The sequence below is a fragment of the Massilia sp. PWRC2 genome (assembly GCF_049896725.1).
GTDB lineage: Bacteria > Pseudomonadota > Gammaproteobacteria > Burkholderiales > Burkholderiaceae_D > JAFCUW01.
The window spans coordinates 38235-57043 of sequence record NZ_JAFCUW010000015.1 but is presented as its reverse complement, the minus strand read 5'-3'; the positions used below and the strand labels follow the sequence as shown (position 1 = coordinate 57043).

The 18809-nt window shown below is 56.2% G+C and carries 16 protein-coding genes and 2 pseudogenes; 11 read left to right on the top strand and 7 right to left on the bottom strand.

Annotated features, from left to right (window positions below; translation table 11 throughout):
- Positions 1 to 12: 12 nt before the first annotated feature.
- Complete coding sequence (locus ACP7BZ_RS21605) at positions 13 to 438, bottom strand: PAS domain S-box protein (RefSeq protein WP_426117012.1); 426 nt, start codon at positions 436 to 438, stop codon at positions 13 to 15.
- A gap of 454 nt (positions 439 to 892) precedes the next feature.
- On the opposite strand from ACP7BZ_RS21605, the pseudogene ACP7BZ_RS21600 reads away from it, so the two are divergent.
- From ACP7BZ_RS21600 to ACP7BZ_RS21560, 9 genes and pseudogenes are all read left to right on the top strand, one after another.
- Positions 893 to 1219, top strand: a pseudogene (locus tag ACP7BZ_RS21600) (transposase).
- Between the two features lie 39 nt (positions 1220 to 1258).
- A complete protein-coding gene (locus tag ACP7BZ_RS21595) occupies positions 1259 to 1735 on the top strand; it encodes a transposase (protein ID WP_426117046.1) in 477 nt (158 codons plus the stop codon).
- A gap of 254 nt (positions 1736 to 1989) precedes the next feature.
- Positions 1990 to 3507 (top strand): ice-binding family protein, encoded by a 1518-nt coding sequence (locus ACP7BZ_RS21590; RefSeq protein ID WP_426117010.1) that lies wholly within the window; start codon positions 1990 to 1992, stop codon positions 3505 to 3507.
- A gap of 10 nt (positions 3508 to 3517) precedes the next feature.
- The gene (locus tag ACP7BZ_RS21585; protein WP_426117008.1) at positions 3518 to 4672 is read left to right on the top strand and encodes an OmpA family protein; all 1155 of its coding nucleotides are present in this window, start codon (positions 3518 to 3520) and stop codon (positions 4670 to 4672) included.
- Between the two features lie 376 nt (positions 4673 to 5048).
- Positions 5049 to 6617, top strand: coding sequence for an HAL/PAL/TAL family ammonia-lyase (locus ACP7BZ_RS21580; protein ID WP_426117006.1), 1569 nt, complete (start codon positions 5049 to 5051; stop codon positions 6615 to 6617).
- A gap of 86 nt (positions 6618 to 6703) precedes the next feature.
- Entirely contained in the window at positions 6704 to 7099 is a 396-nt protein-coding gene (locus ACP7BZ_RS21575; RefSeq protein WP_426117004.1) for a PAS domain-containing protein, read from the top strand.
- 5 nt (positions 7100 to 7104) lie between these two features.
- Positions 7105 to 8415 (top strand): diguanylate cyclase, encoded by a 1311-nt coding sequence (locus tag ACP7BZ_RS21570; RefSeq protein ID WP_426117002.1) that lies wholly within the window; start codon positions 7105 to 7107, stop codon positions 8413 to 8415.
- A gap of 133 nt (positions 8416 to 8548) precedes the next feature.
- Positions 8549 to 9422 (top strand): annotated as a pseudogene (locus ACP7BZ_RS21565) (IS5 family transposase).
- A 392-nt stretch (positions 9423 to 9814) separates the two neighbouring features.
- A complete protein-coding gene (locus ACP7BZ_RS21560; protein WP_426117000.1) occupies positions 9815 to 10984 on the top strand; it encodes an ATP-binding protein in 1170 nt (389 codons plus the stop codon).
- Positions 10985 to 11422: 438 nt separating this feature from the next.
- Here the strand turns inward: ACP7BZ_RS21560 and tnpC are convergent, their stop codons facing one another.
- From tnpC to tnpA, 3 genes are read right to left on the bottom strand one after another with little or no spacing between them, the layout of a single operon-like run.
- Positions 11423 to 13063: an IS66 family transposase gene (gene tnpC / locus ACP7BZ_RS21555; protein WP_426116998.1), complete on the bottom strand. Its 1641-nt coding sequence runs from the start codon at positions 13061 to 13063 to the stop codon at positions 11423 to 11425.
- Between the two features lie 21 nt (positions 13064 to 13084).
- Positions 13085 to 13441, bottom strand: a complete 357-nt coding sequence (tnpB, locus tag ACP7BZ_RS21550) for an IS66 family insertion sequence element accessory protein TnpB (RefSeq protein WP_426116996.1) — start codon at positions 13439 to 13441, stop codon at positions 13085 to 13087.
- A complete protein-coding gene (tnpA, locus tag ACP7BZ_RS21545; RefSeq protein WP_426116994.1) occupies positions 13441 to 13770 on the bottom strand; it encodes an IS66 family insertion sequence element accessory protein TnpA in 330 nt (109 codons plus the stop codon). Before tnpA ends, tnpB begins: the two co-directional genes overlap by 1 nt.
- 203 nt (positions 13771 to 13973) lie before the next feature.
- Between tnpA and ACP7BZ_RS21540 the strand changes: the two genes are divergently transcribed.
- A complete protein-coding gene (locus tag ACP7BZ_RS21540; protein WP_426116992.1) occupies positions 13974 to 14294 on the top strand; it encodes a response regulator in 321 nt (106 codons plus the stop codon).
- A gap of 316 nt (positions 14295 to 14610) precedes the next feature.
- Here the strand turns inward: ACP7BZ_RS21540 and ACP7BZ_RS21535 are convergent, their stop codons facing one another.
- The gene (locus tag ACP7BZ_RS21535) at positions 14611 to 14907 is read right to left on the bottom strand and encodes a hypothetical protein (protein WP_426116990.1); all 297 of its coding nucleotides are present in this window, start codon (positions 14905 to 14907) and stop codon (positions 14611 to 14613) included.
- Positions 14908 to 15166: 259 nt separating this feature from the next.
- Here ACP7BZ_RS21535 and ACP7BZ_RS21530 point away from each other — a divergent pair, with 259 nt between their 5' ends.
- Complete coding sequence (locus tag ACP7BZ_RS21530; RefSeq protein ID WP_426117044.1) at positions 15167 to 15649, top strand: plasmid fertility inhibition factor family protein; 483 nt, start codon at positions 15167 to 15169, stop codon at positions 15647 to 15649.
- 225 nt (positions 15650 to 15874) lie between these two features.
- Here ACP7BZ_RS21530 and ACP7BZ_RS21525 read toward each other — a convergent pair whose 3' ends face one another.
- Entirely contained in the window at positions 15875 to 16951 is a 1077-nt protein-coding gene (locus ACP7BZ_RS21525; RefSeq protein ID WP_426116988.1) for a ParB/RepB/Spo0J family partition protein, read from the bottom strand.
- Positions 16951 to 18030 (bottom strand): AAA family ATPase, encoded by a 1080-nt coding sequence (locus ACP7BZ_RS21520; RefSeq protein WP_426116986.1) that lies wholly within the window; start codon positions 18028 to 18030, stop codon positions 16951 to 16953. The genes ACP7BZ_RS21525 and ACP7BZ_RS21520 overlap by 1 nt, the downstream gene beginning before the upstream one ends.
- Between the last annotated feature and the right edge of the window lie 779 nt (positions 18031 to 18809).

Below are 18809 nucleotides of genomic sequence, written 5' to 3'. Positions count from 1 at the left end.
CAATCATTACCTTTACGAGCCCATGCATTGAGCGGATAGGAAATTTAAACTACCCAACCAAACTATTGCACAAGAAACCAATAATAACAATGCAACTTTCATTGCCGTTGATTGACGGAGTAGGCCGCTGTAGCGCGCTTGCGACTCGTTCAAGGCCTGCTCTTTGTGCCTGCGTTCGGTGATGTCGACGGCGTTGCCGATCCATTCACGGATGGACCCTTGCGCATCGAGCAGTGGCACCGCCCGCGAGTGCGTCCAGACCACGCTGCCGTCCCGCCGACGGACCGGTGCTCCATCTCGAACACGCTCCGGGTGCGGATCGCCTCGGCGATCGTCGCCAGCACGCGCGTCTGGTCTTCGGGGTAGATGTACTCGGCCAGCCAGCCGTCCGTTGGCTGGGGGACGTCGGCGAAGAAGTTGCGTCCGACCAGTTGGCACAGCTCGCTCCAGTCGGCGTTCATGCGGTAGACCAAGTCAGTACCGGCTGTGATGAAGGCGTGAAAACGTTCTTCGCTGATGCGCAAGGCCGTCAGTGCCTCGACATGCGTCAATACCGCTTCCGGCGGCGGCTGGATCCAGCTTGCATTCGACATCGGCGACCCTAGGTTGCGTGGAAGACGGTGGCGCCAGAGAGTCCGGAGTCGAGTGCAACCATTGCATTATGACAGCTTCCCCCCCTTAGCCACTTTAAAATTTCCCCACCCTTGGCGGCGTTGTTGAATAATTCGACCGGTCGCTACATGAGTGTACAATCTGGCATTGTTTCTTCCCAAGTATTCCCGTGCAGTACAAACACAGCGAAGAGCGTCGCCACAAATTCGAGAAGCCGCATTACAAGGTGACGAACTGGCCTGCGTACAATGCAGCGCTCAAGCGGCGCGGTGACTTTACGATGTGGTTTACCGAAGAGGCGATTGCCGAGTGGTGCCCAGCGAAGACCGGGGCGCGCGGCCGGCCAACAAAGTATTCCAATGTGACAATCGAGACCGTGCTGTTCATACGCTAAGTTTTTCATCTAGCGTTGCGGCAGACCGAAGGCTTCATGAACTCGCTTGCCCGTGCCCTGAAGGTCGAGATCAGCATCCCGGATTTCAGCTGCATTTCCAAGCGGAGCATCGGCTTGCCAAGACATGCCTTGAGCAAAGCGCTGGACCCAAGCAGCCTCGTCATCGTGGACTCCACCGGACTCATAGTGTACGGCAAAGATGAATGGCACTAGGAAAAGCATGACGTCCCGGCCCGGCGCACCTGGCGCAAGCTGCACCTGGCGATCGACGAATATCATCAGGTTCTCGCCTGCGAACTGATGACGCCGGAAGTGGGTGACACGACGGCCGTGCCGGATTTACTCGATCAAATCACGATACCATTTGAAATGTTCATGGGCGATGGCGCCTACGACGGCGAGCCAGTAGCGCAGGCGGTGCTGACGAAGCAGCCCGATGCGCAAGTGATCATTCCACCGCACAAGAGCGCTGTACGTTCCGACACCGGTACGACTTGGCGGGACCAGCATATTGAAACCATCGCTCAGAAAGGGCGCGCCACCTGGCAGCGGATAACCGGCTATAAATTCCGCAGCTATGTGGAACTTGCGATGCAGCGCTACAAGCGGATCTTCGGCAACACGATGAAAGCACGTGCTCTGGCATCCCAGAAAACGGAGGCGTGGATTAGTGCGTCCGCACTGAACACGATGACCAGCTTCGGTATGCCGGTGGCGGTAAAAATCTAAAAACGGACCGAAACTGGGGACGTTTTTGCCTGACTTCGATTAATTCAACAACGCCCTTTGGTTTGGAACAGCAGTGTGTGCAACTTAAACATATATTTGCACTTGCGTACGGTGTCGCGCGGTGTCTGGGCAGACACAAGATTATAGTTCATAGGCGTTCACACCTATTAGTGTAATGCAATATTTCTGCCCCATCGTATAAACCTGTGCGAGTGACGCAGAAATACAGTGCTGTACAACGAAAGTCTCAGATTATGAATTCCAAACGTTATTTCAAAACGCTGCTGTGTGCGGTAGGTCTCCTGGCGGCTTCGCTGCTGGCCGCTTGCGGCGGCGGCGACCAGGGGCGCGCGCCCATTCTCGGCGTGCCTGCCGCTACCCTGGTCAGCGTCGTCGTGACCCCTGCAACGGCAACCGTCGCGATCGGCGCAACCCAGCAGTTTTCTGCCATCGCCGGCTATACGGATGGCTCAGCGATCGACGTCACTGCAAAGTCGACCTGGACCCCCGTCTCGGCGGCCGTCGCCACGGTCGATACCAGCGGACTCGCTAAGGGCGTCAGTGCCGGCACCACTACCATGAGCGCGGCGTTTGGCGGCAAGACCGCCAGCGGCGCCCTGACCGTACTGCCGGCCACTGTTGCTTCGCTCAACTTGACGCCAGCCGTCACCACCTTCCAGACCGGCGCCACCCGTCAGCTTGCGACCGTGGCGACCTACTCCGACGGCAAGGTCGTCGATGTCACCGCCACCGCCGTCTATAGCTCGGCAACGCCCGCCTCGGTCAGCATCAGCAACGGCGGCGTGATCACTGGCGTCGCTCCAGGCAGCTCGGCGCTGACCGCCAGCTTCGATGGCAAAACCGCCACTGCCCAAGCCACCACCACCGCGGTTACAGTGTCGAGCATTACCGTGACACCGGCATCGGCCATCGTGCCGATTGGCGGAACCCAGCAATATATTGCCGTTGCGACATATTCAGATAACAGCACTGCCTTCATCCCCAGCAGCGTAGTCTGGACGTCATCGAATACCACGACTGCCGTGGTGCTGAACAATGGTGTTGCCACCGGTGTCACAACTGGGAATAGCACCATCACTGCTGCAGTAGGTAGCAAGTCGGGCAGTGCCCAGATCACCGTGACGGCCGGCGTGCCGCCACCACCGCCGGCCTCGGCTGGCGTGAATCTGCGCAGCGCCGCCAACTTTGCCGTACTTGCTGGCACTGCGCTCACCAGCAAGGCAGGCGGCACCACCCTGATCAACGGTGACGTCGGTTCGCCATCGCAAACCGTGCCGCCGACGCAGGCACCGGGCTCCACCAACTACCAGTCCGGTGCCATCTTGGACACGGCATTGGCTGACCTGCAAACGGCGATCACCGACGCCAACGGCCGATTGTGTGACGTCAATTTCGCTGGCGATATCGACCTGGGCGGCTTGACGCTGCCACCCGGTGTGTACTGCTACGCTGGCAACATCAGCGTGACCGGCACCCTGACGCTCAACGGGGCAGGCGCCTACATTTTCCGCACGGCCCTGACGCTTAACACCACGGCCAATTCGCTGGTTGCGCTCATTGGCGGCGCCGATGCCGAGAAAGTCAGCTGGGTGCCGGTTGGCGCCACTACGCTCGGTGCCAACAGCGTGTTCAAGGGTTCAATCTTAGGCAAGTCGGCCGCTATCACGGCTGGCGACAACACCACATTGCTAAACGGCCGCGTGCTTTCCGGCGCCGCCGTCACGCTCAGTAATAACCAGATCACCAAATAAGAAGACCATCATGAAAATCAACAATAAAGCGGTCGCCGCCATTGTCCTACTCGGCACCGCCGCCTGTTCCGGCGGTGCCGTGGCCTCGTCGGACGACGACACTTTTATCAATCCCGACTGGGCCAACACGACCTGGTACGCCGGCGCTACGCTGGGGCAGTCGCGCGCCGCGATTGACGAGCAGCGCATTCGTGCCAGCCTGATCGCCAATGGCGCGACGGTGACCGGATTTTCCACCAGCGAGCGCGATCGCGGCTTCAGCGTTTTCGTAGGTAAACAGCTCAACCGTTATTTCGCCGTCGAAGCGGGCTATTTCGACCTCGGCAAATTCGGTGTGAACGCGACAACGTCAGGCAATGGCACTTTTGGCGGCGAAGCGTCGTTCAAAGGCGGCAATCTGGATCTGGTCGGCCAGTATCCCCTGACCGAGCGTTTCTCGTTTCTCGGCCGGGTTGGCGCGAAATACACGCGCACCAATACCCATTTCCAGGGTAACCGGCTCAATGCGGTCACCGACCCGAACCCTTCACAGAGAAAAGCCGGCGCCAAGTTCGGCCTGGGCTTGGAGTACAAGCTGAGCGAAGCGCTGGCGATGCGCGCCGAAGTGACGCGATTTCGAATCAATGACGCCGTCGGCAATCGTGGCGACGTCGATCTTATGTCGCTTGGCATCAGCTACAAGTTCGGCCGTCCGGCCGAGCGCCCCGTTGTGGCCGCGGCCGCCGTGGTGGTACCGCAGGCGGCGCCTGCGATGATGGAGGCGCCACCACCGCCGCCGTTGCCGACACCACCGCAACCGGTATCGGAAAAAGTGGCATTCGCCGCCGAGGCGCTGTTCGACTTCGACCGGGCTGTCGTTAAACCCGAAGGCCGTGTTGCGCTAGACGCATTTGTCGGAAAACTGCAAGGGATGTCCACGGAAGTGATGATTGCCGTCGGCCATACCGATTCGGTCGGCAGCGATGCCTACAACAACCAGCTGTCCCTGCGGCGCGCTGAGGCTGTGAAGGCCTACCTGATATCGAAAGGCCTCGACCCAGCGCGCTTGTACACGGAAGGCAAGGGCAAGTCGATGCCGGCCGCATCTAACGCCAGCGCCGAAGGCCGCGCAAAAAACCGCCGCGTAGTAATTGAGGTAGTGGGCACGCGTAGTTTTGTACGCTAAGTAGATGTTGCGCAGCTGAGCCGCCCGTGTTTAAGGGGCTCTTTTTGGGGCCCTGTCGCGTTGTTGATCAAACGGCGGAATTTCCCTGAAACGGCACTGTCCCTCTCAAACCGGACGGACCATTCCTGCAAGCGCAGAAAATTGGTCGGCGAACGACATTGCATCGGTGCCGGTTCTGTCGCGTTAATTTTTTCCGGACATCGGCCATACGACATGTAGGATGATCTCTATGATGGGACCCTGCCTATTGTGGTCAAATTTCGCGAATTTTGCTTAATGCGACAGAACCTCATTTTCGGCGTGGTTACCAAACTATTGGTCATCTTAACCATGGGCAGATGGATGAATTATTTGACGAGCATAATGCAGAACACCGATGACCACGATCCCTTGTAGAACATTTGGCGAGATGAGCTTTGGCACGGCGGCGGTCACAATCGACGATGTCGTTGCCGTGGCTTATAAGAGAGTTCGCGTTACGCTGGATCCTGCTAAAGCCTTCCGGGATCGGATTCAAGCTGGAGCCGACCTCATCGACCAAATTCTGGCACAGGAAGGCGTCGTGTACGGTGTAACGACAGGATACGGAGACTCTTGCGAAGTTGACATTCCCGCAGCGCTAGTCGCAGCGCTGCCTAGACAGCTGTACAATTACCATGGCTGCGGGCTGGGCAAAAATTTCGATGCTGTTGAATGCCGCGCAATTGTGGTTGCACGTCTCACGTCGCTTTGCAAGGGCTGGTCCGGCGTCAGTGTCGACCTGCTTGAAACACTAATTGCATTACTAAGCGCGGACATCGTTCCTGTGATGCCGTCGGAGGGATCGGTTGGCGCCAGTGGCGATCTGACACCGCTCTCCTATTTAGCGGCCGTTTTGTGTGGCGAGCGAGAGGTCTTGTGGAACGGACAGGAAATGCAGGCTGACGTAGCGCTGCGTCAAGCAGGCATCGCGCCCCTCATCCTTCGACCGAAAGAAGGGCTGGCGATCATGAATGGCACTGCCGCCATGACCGGTCTAGCGTGCTTGGCTTACCGGCGTGCCGAATATCTCGCGCGTCTTTGCACCCGCATTACGTCATTCGCCGCATTTGCACTCGATGCGAACCTAGAACACTTCGATGAAACGCTATTTTCGGCAAAGCCACATGCCGGAATGCAGCAGGTTGCCGAATGGATCCGGCAGGACCTCAACATCCAACCTGGCTGCGAGATGCGCAACAGCCGTCGGTTGCAAGATCGCTATTCCATTCGGTGCGCACCACATGTGATCGGTGTACTGGTCGATGCCATGCCGTGGATTAAACGCGATATTGAAAATGAATTAAATAGCGCAAATGATAATCCGCTCGTTGACATCGAGAGTGGACGGATACTCCACGGAGGCCATTTTTATGGCGGGCATATCGCGTTCGCGATGGACTCGATGAAAAACGCGATCGCCAACCTCGCCGATCTGATGGACAGGCAGATGGCACTGCTGGTGGATACCCGTTATAACAACGGGCTGCCGGCGAATCTTTCGGGGGCGGATGCGACGCATCGCGCGATCAATCACGGCCTGAAGGCGCTGCAAATCAGTGTCTCGGCGTGGACCGCGGAAGCACTCAAGCTCACGATGCCGGCGTCGGTCTTCTCGCGCTCGACCGAGTGTCATAACCAGGACAAGGTCAGCATGGGAACGATCGCCGCACGCGACTGCTTGCGTATTATCGAACTCACCGAACAAGTCGCTGCTGCGCTCCTCATCGCGGTGCGCCAAGGCGTTGCGCTTCGCACGATGAAAGGCGCTACGTTGAAAGATGGGCCGTGTTGCACAATGAGCCGTGAGCTGGACACCTTGATTCCTTTTTTAAAGAGCGATCGAAGACTCGATGGCGACCTGAAACAACTAATTACGAATATTCGTGCTGAACATTGGAGCATCGGCCGTATCAATCGATCTTGAAAAACAGTATACTCACGTAGTTACATCTCGTAACAGATCAACTGGGTTCGATCGTCCATCCACACATACTTAATCTAAGGATACTTATGTCAGGCCGAGCAGTCATTGACGTCAAATTTGATAGTCTTAATTTATTTGCAACACTTATATCGTTGTCAACTGTAGCTCTTGACCAATTACCTTTCGGTGTCATCGGTTTTGATGGCGAGGGGGTGATCTGCATTTATAACGCCCCTGAAGCTCAATGGGCAGGACTTAATCGAGACAGTGTCATAGGGAGCCCGATGTTCGAGGTCGTAGCCCCCTGCATGAACAATTATTTAATCTCTGAACGGTTTGCCCAAGCATCTGAAAACCATGAGGCGCTCGATGCCACCCTTGACTACGTCCTGACACTGCGGATGCGGCCAACGCCATGTACCTTGCGTCTATTGAAAGATAAAGTCAGCCGGATGCGTTTCGTACTGGTCAATCGAAAGTAATTGTCATGGCAAACGAAATGGACTCAGAAAAAGAACTTCAGGCACTCATGACATTTTTGTACATGGCGCCAGTCGGCGTCCTCCAAATGTCGGCCGATGGACAGATTTCGCTGATGAACCCCATGGCGGCAAATTTGTTAATGCCGCTCCAGGCAGACGGTACCCTCACCAATCTCTTCGATGCAATCGATCATTCATTGCCTGAAGTCAGAAAACTGGTGGCCGAGCATGACAAATCGAACGGAACGATTTGCAAGGCACTGCGGTTTGCCCCGTTTTTTCGAGCGCGTCGGTATGCCGAGAACAAGACGTATGAGTTGACGCTACTAAAGGTTGCTGCCGACACGCTAATGGGCATGCTTACCGATGTGACCGAGGCCGTCATGCGTGAAGAACAGATTCGCCTTGGCTCAGCCTGGTACAACGCGTTGCTCAACGACCAATTCAAATATGGCGTGGTGGGTCTTGACGAGCATGGTTTGATCCTGAACTGGAACGAGGCTATGGAAAAGCTAACCGGCTTATCCGCAACTGAAGCCATTGGACAGCCTTGCAGTACCTTATTTGATGACGCTCTTAGCTTTTCGAAACGTCTACCGGATCTCTTGTATGACGTTACTGCAAGCGGATGGACCTTACAAAATGACTGGTGCGTAAAAGCAGACGGCGCGAGGTTTTGGGCAAGCTACATCATTTCAGTCCCTGAGATGAGCGACGTGCTGGATGTGCACGTTGCAGTTTTCCCGGACGCCAAAAAATCAGCGTTTGTTCTTTTGATACGGGACATCAACGAGCATGTAGATGCATCTGAAAAGATGATGCATGCCACGAGCTGTGATGATCTCACCGGTCTTTTGAATCGCCGTGCCTTTTTCGACAAGGCAGAGACCGAGCTTAATCGCTGGCGGCGTAGCAAAAGGCCGCTGTCTGTACTCATAATCGACGCGGACCATTTCAAATCGATTAACGATCGGTTCGGCCATGACGTTGGAGACTCTGTTCTCAAAGCCCTTGCTGTGGCAATCAAACGCTGCGTCCGCCAGCTTGATATCATTTCCAGAATCGGCGGAGAGGAATTTGCCGTCTTACTGCCATACACGGGGATTGACGATGCAAAAGATCTCGCTGAGCGGGTACGCCATTGCGTTGCCAATTTGATGGTCGAGCCGGGCGAGCTGGACATCGCGCTAACAATCAGCGTTGGTGTTGCAGAGATGAATGATTCCGTAGATGACATGCGCAGACTCGTGAAAGCTGCAGATGGCGCACTTTACCGCGCAAAAAATGCGGGCCGCAATCAGGTGCATAAGGCTTAACCCAATACCAGGGGCTTTGTTGCACAAATCCTCAACTTCAGCGGCCGAGCTGCGGGACGCGTAAACTGACGGCATGAGTGCACCTGCAAAACCAAAGTATCGAACGACCAACTAGAAGACCCACAACGCGGCGTTGAAGGCGCGCAACTCATTGCTCATCTGACTGGACAGGGACATGCCCTGGCATGGCAGTGCCAACGGCAAGCGCGGCCGCAGTCCCAAGTACAGCGAGGCGGCAATTGGGTTTTGCCTGACCATCAAAGGCTTGTTTAATCTGGTGCTACGCCAGGCGATGGGCATGGCACAGAGTCTACTCAAGCTGGCTGGTCTTGACTAGCAGGTACCCGATTTCAGCATCGTCAGCCGCCGTCAGAAACATCTTGCGGTGTCAGTTGAGGTGAGGCCAACAACGACAGGATTGCACCTTCTGGTCGATAGTACGGGCATCAAGATGTTGGGTGAAGGTTAGTGGAAAACCAAGAAGCATGGCGCCGACTATCGTCGTCAATGGCGCAAAGTCCATCTTGGCATTGACGCGACCATGCTGGAAATCCGGGCTATCGAGGTGACCAACATTGCGACGGGCGACGCCCCGATAATGCCATGCCTGCTCGAGCAGATTGGCCAGGAGGAGACCATCGCGAGCGTCAGTGGCGACGGCGCTTACGATACGAAAGGTTGTCACGAGGCCATTGCACAGTGCGTAGCCGATGCAATCACCCGAACTCGCAAGAACGCTAAGCCGTGGAAAGACAAGCGGCCCAGGGCTGCGACCCGTAATACCATCGCTGGAAGCGATACGCCGGCTTGGCAGGAAAATCTGGAAGAAGCGGAGTGGCTATCATAGACGCAGCCTCGTCCAAACCAAGATGCGTTGCTTCAAGCTGCTCGGTGAACGGGTCATGGCGCGTGACTTCGACCGCCAAGTTGCCGAGTTACAGATACGCGCTGCAATCCTAAATCGCTTCACGCGGTTGGGCACGCCCGCGACCGTGGCCATGCCATAAATCCGCGTGGGGTTTGGGGTATTACGTGCTCATTTGATTTATGCAACAAAGCCATCACCAGGGCAAAATTCTGCTGCGACTCAGTTTTTGGCCGTGTAAAAAATTGGCATGATCGGGAAGAACACAAAAACGAGAAAAATCAGGTGCTGAGGCAGGATTATGATTATATTAATGCAATAAAATAAGCGACTTACTAGGCAGTTTCTGGCTGTTGAGCAAATCCGACATGGGTTTTCGTATCTTTATAAGGGCTAGTCCAGTCATCCTAGAGCTGGCTGCTGCTGCGAGTATCGGAAAAAAACTGTTTTCCGACATGCCGCTTTCGGCCATTTCGCTTCGAAATGAATGGAATTGATTTGACCAAATTTCTTTGACGTTTTCCAAGAGGTTGTATGCGACTCTCAAACTTTATTCTGAAAAATATGGAAGCAATTCTGCAGGAATGGGAAGACTTCGCTGCAACCTTGAACCCGCTCGCGTCGGCCGGCAAGCTTCGCTTGCGCGACCACGCAAAAGATATGTTAAAAGTCATTGCGGCCGACCTGGAAACCGAACAAGATGCTCAAGAGGGGATAGAGAAATCCAAGGGGCACGCGCCCGCAGCGCAGGGCGCTACGGCGGCCGAGTCGCATGCTGAAGACCGCATGATGTCCGGCTTTTCGATCGAAGAATTAATGGCGGAATACCGCGCCATGCGCGCCAGTGTACTGCGTCTGTGGCAGCTAAACGTGCAAAAAGCGGACGAGCTTGACCTTCAGGACATGTTGCGCTTTAACGAAGCCATTGATCAATCGCTGACGGAGTCGATCGCCAAATATTCGGCCATGTTGCGCGACTCGCAAAATATTTTTCTGGCCATCCTCGGGCATGACGTGAGGAACCCGCTGGGCGCGATCAGCATGGGAACCCAGCTCATCATGCAGGATGACACACTGCCTGCGAAGCACCACCGCGTCGCTGCCCAAGTCCTAAAAAGCACACAACGGGTCACCGAGATCGTCGCGGACCTGCTCGATTTTTCCACCAGTCACCTGGGAGGAGGAATTCCCATCACTGCCGCCGCAATGGATTTCCGCATCGAATGTGAGGCCGTGGTCAACGAAATGAAGGTTTGTCATCCAGGTCGCAAGTTTGAATTGGCCATGCACGGTGACCTGCACGTGCATTGGGACCGCGCACGGATCAGTCAGGTGCTATCGAACCTGCTCGCAAACGCAGTTCAGCATGGCTCGCCAACGGAGCCGGTCTTGATCACTATCAGCCGCGAAAAAAGTGACGTGGTTTGGATTATCCAGAACGCGGGTGACGTCATTGCGCCAGAGCGCTTGCGCACGATGTTCGATCCAGTTAAGACTTTTGCGATCAAGTCAGCCAGTGAACGTAGCGCGAGCCAGACGCATAATCTTGGCCTCGGGTTGTACATCACGCATGAAATCGCGACCGCTCACGGGGGTGGGATTCGGGTCACTTCCACCGCATCACATGGCACCAATTTTACGTTGCGCATCCCTGCCAGCGCCGTGTGCACTTTGCCAGCGGATCCTTGCCACATTGCGTTTTAAAAATGCAACGGAGGCACCTGCCGGGAAGGGACTTGCGGCGAGGTACGCGACGTTGGGAAGATTCCGAAGCGCCGGATTCACTAGCCAAGCCCGTCATGATATCCTTCCCCAAAATCAAGCTCAAAACAGGGGTGTAAGGGGAAAACAGGGGAAACGGAAAAAATATTACGCTAAGCTTAAAAATTACAGCTCGGCATCTTGGACGGTGACGGAAATGGTTAAAGTACCGTTTCCGACAGGCCGCTATCGGCCAGAAGCGGGCATTGCAGTGACCTCCTGAAGGATCGCGTTACGAAGCGTATTCTTCCAACGAGAACGAACATATGAACCTCAGAAGAAAAATTCAGGAAATTGTTGGGAGACCTTACCGACACGCATTGTTTTACAACTTCCCAGGTGGGCTACGTTTTGGTAAGCGCTCCACGAACCCCAACCTATTCAGCTAGGCAGATTGCTGGTTAAATCCGGCGTATGCAAATCCTTCACATTCCACGGCAGCAGCGCCTCGACCTGATCCACGGTATTCGCCGTGGGCAGGTCGCGCAGCACGTGCCGCAGCCATGTGTAAGGTTCCAGGCCGTTCGCCTTCGCCGTTTCCAGCACCGAGTAGATCACGGCGCTGGCGTTGGCGCCGGCTACCGTGTCGCTGAACAGCCATGCCTTGCGGCCGATGACGAAGGGGCGGATCGCGTTCTCGGCGCGGTTATTGTCTATCGGCAGGTCGCCGCGCTCCGTGTAACGTGCCAGGCGCGGCCAGTAATCGCGCAGGTACGACAGCGCCGTGCCGAGCGCGCTCTTCGGCGTCACACCCGGCAGCGTTTTATCCAGCCACGTGCGCAACGCGGCCAACGCCGGCACGCTGTGCCGTTGCCGTGCCAGCAGGCGTGTGGCGTCGTCGGCGTCCTTGTGGTCGCGCTCGACGCCGTACAGTTTGCCGATCAGCGCGACGGCCTCGTCGGCCAGCCCGCGCTTGCCCTTGGGCTGCACTTTAACGGCCTCAACAAAGCGACGGCGCACGTGCGCCCAGCACACCAACTGCTCGATGCCGTCGGTGCGCACCAGTTCGTTGTAGCCGCTGTAGCCGTCGGTCATCACGTAACCCCGGTAGTCGTGCAGCAGGCGCACCGGCACCTGCCCGCCGCGGCTCGCATCGTAGTCGAACACCACCACCGGCCGCCCCGGCGGCCCGCCCGTTTGCACCCACATATAGCTGTTCGACGTGGGTGCCTTGCCTGCCTCCTTGAGCACTTGGACCACGGTTTCGTCGACGTGCAGGAACGGGCCTTCGAGCAAGGCGTCACGCATCAGGTTCAGCAGCGGCTGCAACACGCCGGCCGCGCCGATGACCCAGCGTGCCAGCGTCTGGCGCGGCACCTTCACGCCGTGGCGGGCCAGCACGTGTTCGAAGCGGGCCAGTGGCAGGCCGTCGATGAATTTGACCACCAGCAGCATGGCCAGCAGGTCGGCACTGGCATTGCTCTTCGGAAGGGGCTGGGGTGGCAAGGCCGCCGTCACCGGCGCGTGTACGCTGCCCGGGCAGCCATAGCGCTTGCGGATATGGCGCAGCACGCGCACCTGCATCGGCACCAGGTCGAGTTGCTCGCTGATCTCTTCGCCGATTTTCACCATCGGCATGCCACACGGGCAGGTGCGCGCGGCCTCTGGCACGTCGTGCACGACATCGACGCGTGTCAGTTCGGGTGGCAACAGGCCGCGTTTGCCGCGCGCCGGTTTGGTGCCGGTCTTGCCGTCGCCGCCGGTGTCGGCTGGCAGCGGTGCCACGTCCTGCGCCACATCGCTGCCGGCGGCCAGGACCTCGGCTTCGTCGAACAAGCGGCCCTGGCCTGACGACTGTTCCGAGCTGGCGCCGAACATGCGGTGGCGCGCCAGGATGAACTGCTCCAGCATGTGCTGCATGTGGTTCAACGCCTGCGTCTTGACGTCGTTATGGGCCGCAATGACCGCGTGCAACAGTGTCGTCAGCGCCGCCGCGTCGGTCGGCAACACGGCCGGCAACGCCAGCTCTGGAAGGCTGTAGCGGGGCGGCAGGTTGGACGGTTTGGCAGTGGTCGAAGGCATGCCGTAGTTTACCAAATCCCCCTATGAAACGGTACTGAAATGCAAGGTTTTATGGGGCGGTTTTTGCCATACATCGAAGCCTTCCAACAGCCACTCAAATTGCTGCAGCGTGACCCCTTGCGTGGCGCCGTCGGCGTCGCGCGGCCACGCGAATTTCTCCGCCTCCAGCCGCTTGAGCCACAGGCAGAAGCCGTTGCGGTGCCAGTACAGCACCTTGATCTTGTTGCGGTCGCGGTTGATGAACACGTACAGCGCGCTGCCGAACGGATCGAGGCCGAGCGCCTGCTCGACCAGCACCGACAGGCCACCGATGGACTTGCGGAAATCGACCGGGTCGCGGCATAAAAACACCTGGTCGATGCGGCAGCCAGGGTGCATCAGCGCACTCCTGCATGGGCTTGTTCGAGGGCCAGCAACCAGGCCGGCGGCGGCAGCGCCGCCAGTTCCAGGCGCAGGCCGGAGCGCAGCACCAGTGTGCATGGGCCGATTGAAGCACCAACTGCCGCATCCATCACGCGCAGGGCGACGAACCTGTTCGCCGGTGCGCTGGAGCTGTCGCCGACTGCGGCGGACAGCTTTAATTTACGACGCCAGTAATACAGTGACGCCAGCGTCAGGCCATGCTGGCGCGCGTACGCGCTCGCCGCCGTTCCCCCTCGCTGGCACGACTCGACGTGCGAGGTCCAAAATTCGGTGTCGCCTTCCATGCTTGCTCCCGTTTAAATTGAAACGGCTAGCATGCGGAAATCCGGGGCACGCCACAAGGCTGTGGTTCATGGAGCGCTTACGCTTCTTCGCGAAGCTCGGGTGTGTAGGTTTTTGAGCGTTTCATAAGTTCTCCAGTTGGTTAAGTTTACCAAACCAGAGTGTCCGAAAAAGTCAGGGTACCTCAAACATCGACGCGGCCCAGATGCTGGCGATGTTTGTTGAAGCACTCGGATATCAGGTAATTATTGAACATAGCTCGAAGCGCGCGTTAGAGCGCGCCATGCATGAAGCGCTTGATGTTTGTCTTCTCGATATTGGACTGCCTGACATGGATGGCAATGAGTTGGCACGGCGGCTTCGGAGTCAGCTAGAAAAATCCCAGTGCGTGCTGATTGCTGTGACAGGGTATGGTCAGGATGCGGATCAAAAGAATACTTTAGCTGCCGGATTTGACCATCATTTAATCAAGCCAGTGGATGCAAAAAAGCTCGCTTCCATTCTTGCGCAAATCAAGTCAGATTAATTCGTATCGAAATGGCTAAATTATTCTGCTAATGTCCGCTTAGGGGCGTAAGCAGCCGATCATCCGGCTCGGAAGACCCTTCAAAGTAGCGCCGTAGGCCTAGCGTGCTATTTTTTCCGTTTCCCTTCTTCACGCCTGGACGCGCCACTTTGCCGTGGAATACGCACTCTTGGCCGGTTTGGATTTGGGGTGACAAAATTTCCGGGGGTTCCGGCGTAGATCCCCTACCTGGAAAGAAATGATGCCAGATTGTACACTCCTGTGGCGACCGGTCGAATTATTCAACAACGCCCCGTAGCGCCCTCCCCGCCTGGCGTCAACCAACCGATGTCGCGAGCCGATCAATTTTTATAGGTCTTCCTCTTTTACCAACGCCGACAATCGGCATCGAGAGGAGCATTGCATCTTCACCCATCACCATCCCACCAACAATCAATCGACGGCACTGCATGGTCAGGGCAATAATACTACTGGCGAAGGTACGTCTCAACGTGAACGGAGCATTTGCAGCGCGGGTCGATTGGCGGCCGAGCTGTACGCCATTCGCCAAGCAAACAATTGCGGCATTCCCCAAACGATGTTTCGCAACACCCATGCCGATGTGTGGCAGCACACAAATCCATTCGCAGCGATTCTCGTCGGCGCCGATTCGTTCATCGCCATCCTGCCATCAAAATACTTCCAATAGGAGTTACCTAATGTGCAGTCCGCACACTCAGCCGTTACCAACGACACCGGCCGCACCGCCGTCAAACATTCAAGCCAATCCTAGTTGAAACGAGTTTCCGACGTTCACCGGGGTTGCAAAGATTTTCGGATCGCTGACTGCGGCCACCTTCGCGGTTCCGTTGAAGGACGGTCGATCCGTGCACATGCAAGCCGAGCTGCCGGGGGGAGATGACTGCTATGCGGTGGTTCTCGTTGACGCCGCCCGCTTCGTGCAGTTGTGGCGATCGCCGCAGAGTAGTCACCGTGAGATTGCATTGCTCGACGAAGCGACGTGGCCCACCGACTACAAGGACAAGGATGCGGTCGATGGGTTTTCGCACGGCGCCGAAAATCCTGTTCCTCTGGCCAAAGTGTCGTGCGGTGTGATCTCGCGAGATGTCTTTGAGCGACGCCAGCATTTTCTGTGGTGGAAGAAAGATGCGATGGTTGTCCGCCAAGGAGAAGTCTTCCTCAGCTTCACGAACGGAGTCACACGAACTATCTTCTTGCTGGCGAACGGCGCGAAGGAGTTTCCCGTCCGGTGTGAGCGGAGAGCCGCGGAGCTACTGTTCGAGTTGGCCGGTTCGTCGAATCGTCCGCCTGTGCTCCTTTCGTCGTTGAAGCAACGCTCGGGGGTGCAGTACTGACCGCGCTACAGTGACAATTTCACCCGACTACCTCACGTAGATAGTCGTTTTTTTCCTGTACGGACGGCGCTGCCGGTGGAGGGGGAAGAGGGCAGAGGGCAGGCGGTGTTAATCGATCAGGCAAAAAAACCGGCGCACCTGGCGCCGGAATATTAACGGTTCATAAAAATATCTAAGTCATTGATTTTAAATTGTTTTACCAAAAAATATGCAAATTCTGAAAAGTTAAGTCTTTGATTTCAAAGCCTTTTCTTTTTCAGGCAGTTCGAACGTCTGCGCGTATTCACGCAGTGCGGCCAAGGTGCGCTTTCTAGCCATCTCAACGTCGACACCGTCCTCAATGTTGATGACGATCTGGCGCTCGTGCAACTTGACTGAGAAGACCGAAGAGCCGTTCTTGTCGCCAATCAGGCGAGGTTCCAGCGTTTTCGGGCGAGGGCGTTTCGGTTTAAGCGCCTTCTCGACCTGGTTGCGTAGCTCGTCTGCCTCAAGGTCAGGCTGGTCAATCATGCTTTCTACTGCCGTTACGATCGCTTCCTCAGCCTCCGGATAGTCCTTTGCAAGCTGCAGGACGAGCTTAGCGTGCCGATATTTGATCAAGCCGGGGTATTTGTTGAGCAGCTGCAAAATCGGCTCAGGGAGCTTATAGAGGGTTAGGCATTGGGAAACCCTAGATTGGGAGCACGAAAAAAGCCGTCCAACCTCTTTTTGGTCCGCGGCGAGGCCATGGTCGAGGGATTGCTTGTAGGCTTTGGCACGCTCCCAGTCACTGAGGCCTACCTGACTCTCGTTGCTGACAAGCGTTGCCAACTCGGCCGCCTTGTCGTCCAGCTCCACGACCGTTGCCTTGATATCGGCCCAGCCGATCAGCCGCGCCGCACGGATACGCCTGTGGCCGTAGATCAGTTCAAAATGCCCGTTAGCCAGCTTGCGTACCTTGATCGGCTCGTCCTGGCCCCGATCCTTCATCGTCTGGCCAAGCGCCTGCAGGTCGGTTTCATCGTAGCGAGTACGCGGCTGCCACGGGGAGTCAACGACCAGTTGCACCTGGATGCGTACGATGTGATCTTCCGATTGCTCGACCGTGCTGGCCGATTCAATCATGCCAGGGGAGAGCATCGGCGCCGGAAATGGGGTGTCACCTTCAAGCAACGCTTCCAACGATTTCGAAGGCCCCTTCGGAGCTGCCGTCATGTGCATCCCGCCGTTGGCTGGAGGCTGGGGCGAGGCCGCCGCACCGGCGGCGAGCCGCGCGGCCAGCGTTGCGTTAAATTCCGATTCGGATTGGTGTGCTTTGCCCATTACAGTATCCCCATCTTCTCTACGAGCGCCTTTGTGACAGCGCGTAGCTCACCCGCTGCATTGCTGCTTGGCCGGGCAAGTGCCAGCGGCATGCCCTCCTCGTCGGACAAAACTTTCCGGAATTCCTCGCTGGAACTCACCTGTTTGTCCAGCCAGGCGTCGGGATATTGCTTGGTTAGCGCGAGTACTTGCGCCGCCACGCGTACGCGGGTCATGTCGTAGAAATTGCCCAGGATGACCAGTTCAGGGTATTTGCCGTGTTCCGCATCCATTTCCGCAAGAACGCCTGCGAGATACGAAACCGACTTCGTGCTGTATTTTTCCATGGACACCGGAGCGATCACAAAGTCACTTGCGAGCAAGGCGCCGCGCGTGGTCTGGTTCTTCGCTGGTGGCGCGTCGAACATGATGACGTCGTAATTGGACAGGTCGATGTCCTTGTTTTTCCCGGTACGGCTATTCGCCAGCCATCGAGCGATAGCCAGTTCTGGCTTTTTGCTCATGATCGCTTCGACAGTGAACAGTGCCTCCAGTCGATCAAGCGTAACTTCGGACGGGATCACGTGTGGACCGTTCTCGCCGAATGGTTTCTTGATGACCTGGTCCAGCGTAGCGCCGGCGCCGTTACCCTGCCACTGCGGCAGAAGGTGACCGAAGTGATAGTCGACACAAGTGGAAACAGGCAATCCAGACTCATTCGCTTCGTCGTGCGTAAGCTCAGGGTCGTAGCCATACGAGATGGTCAAATTGGCCTGGAAGTCGAGGTCGATCACCAGCACACGCAAACCCATGAGCGCCAAGGTCACAGCCACATTGGATGCCTTGGTCGTTTTACCGACTCCACCTTTAGGGGCGTACACCGTGAAGATCCGCTTTTGCTTCGCGACGATGCCGTATTTCTTCGCCCGATACGCTGCAAGATCGAAAATGTTCTCGACGCTGAACAGCCGGGTTTTAGGGCCTTCACCGGGCTGACGCTCGATTTGCAGGCCTGCATCGTCTGAATCGCGACGAACGGCATCGACGCTGATACCCAGCAGAGTTGCGACGGCTTGTACTTTAAATGGCTTGCGCTTCAAGAATTTCCCCAATCAACGTATGATTATACTACTCTCGCAAAGAAACTTTGACGTTGCAAGGTAAAACTACGAAAAACAGTAAAAAACCTAGCAGCGAAGCGTTTTTCAAACAACAAGGCACAGTATGCGTTCTCGGGAGTATGCCTAGTAGTTCAAATAATTCAAAATTGCATTCAAACCCTTGAGTTTACATTTGCTTAACCAAAACGCAGTGCTAGCAAGGCTTCCCGCAGATTTAGGGTTGTGGATATGTTTACAGGTGAACGTTTTTGATAGGCTGGGGTTGTGGATATGTTTACAGGTGAGCTTTTTTGATAGGGTAGGGATGGGGATATGTTTTGAGGGTAATGTTTTTGATAGATGCTGTGGATAAGTTGGCGTATCAGTCACAAAAAACCCATTTTTTTCTACACCACTCATGTCATCTCGCACATTCCGACTTCTGCGCACTATTTGCCCCTTTTCGACTTGCAAAAAAAGCACTGAATTCTAGTTCTTATACCCGTCAAGCGGCTCTAGAATCTCCCTTGGCGCGGGCGGGGGCCGTGAAAGGTGAACGTTTTTGATAGCCTGGCGCGTTCAGGCTGCGAAAGGTGACTCTTTTTGATAGGGACTCGGAGCTGACGGGCCGAAAGATGATGGTTTTTGATAGGCAAACAGTGTTTTCGGACTAAAGGTGAGCTTTTCTGATAGCCCAAGGCCCAAAAAGTTATCTATAAGTAAGTTTCCTCGCACCTAAGGATAAAAACAGGCGAGATGCGTGGGGCTCCGGCAAGGCC

What these genes read in the sequence shown, in the direction of transcription:
- ACP7BZ_RS21590 (WP_426117010.1), top strand. Translation starts at nt 1,990, where the DNA reads ATGAATTCCAAACGTTATTTCAAAACGCTGCTGTGTGCGGTAGGTCTC.
- ACP7BZ_RS21585 (WP_426117008.1), top strand. Translation starts at nt 3,518, where the DNA reads ATGAAAATCAACAATAAAGCGGTCGCCGCCATTGTCCTACTCGGCACC.
- ACP7BZ_RS21580 (WP_426117006.1), top strand. Translation starts at nt 5,049, where the DNA reads ATGACCACGATCCCTTGTAGAACATTTGGCGAGATGAGCTTTGGCACG.
- ACP7BZ_RS21575 (WP_426117004.1), top strand. Translation starts at nt 6,704, where the DNA reads ATGTCAGGCCGAGCAGTCATTGACGTCAAATTTGATAGTCTTAATTTA.
- ACP7BZ_RS21570 (WP_426117002.1), top strand. Translation starts at nt 7,105, where the DNA reads ATGGCAAACGAAATGGACTCAGAAAAAGAACTTCAGGCACTCATGACA.
- ACP7BZ_RS21560 (WP_426117000.1), top strand. Translation starts at nt 9,815, where the DNA reads ATGCGACTCTCAAACTTTATTCTGAAAAATATGGAAGCAATTCTGCAG.
- tnpC (WP_426116998.1), bottom strand. Translation starts at nt 13,063, where the DNA reads ATGCCTTCGACCACTGCCAAACCGTCCAACCTGCCGCCCCGCTACAGC.
- tnpB (WP_426116996.1), bottom strand. Translation starts at nt 13,441, where the DNA reads ATGCACCCTGGCTGCCGCATCGACCAGGTGTTTTTATGCCGCGACCCG.
- tnpA (WP_426116994.1), bottom strand. Translation starts at nt 13,770, where the DNA reads ATGGAAGGCGACACCGAATTTTGGACCTCGCACGTCGAGTCGTGCCAG.
- ACP7BZ_RS21540 (WP_426116992.1), top strand. Translation starts at nt 13,974, where the DNA reads ATGCTGGCGATGTTTGTTGAAGCACTCGGATATCAGGTAATTATTGAA.
- ACP7BZ_RS21530 (WP_426117044.1), top strand. Translation starts at nt 15,167, where the DNA reads ATGCAAGCCGAGCTGCCGGGGGGAGATGACTGCTATGCGGTGGTTCTC.
- ACP7BZ_RS21525 (WP_426116988.1), bottom strand. Translation starts at nt 16,951, where the DNA reads ATGGGCAAAGCACACCAATCCGAATCGGAATTTAACGCAACGCTGGCC.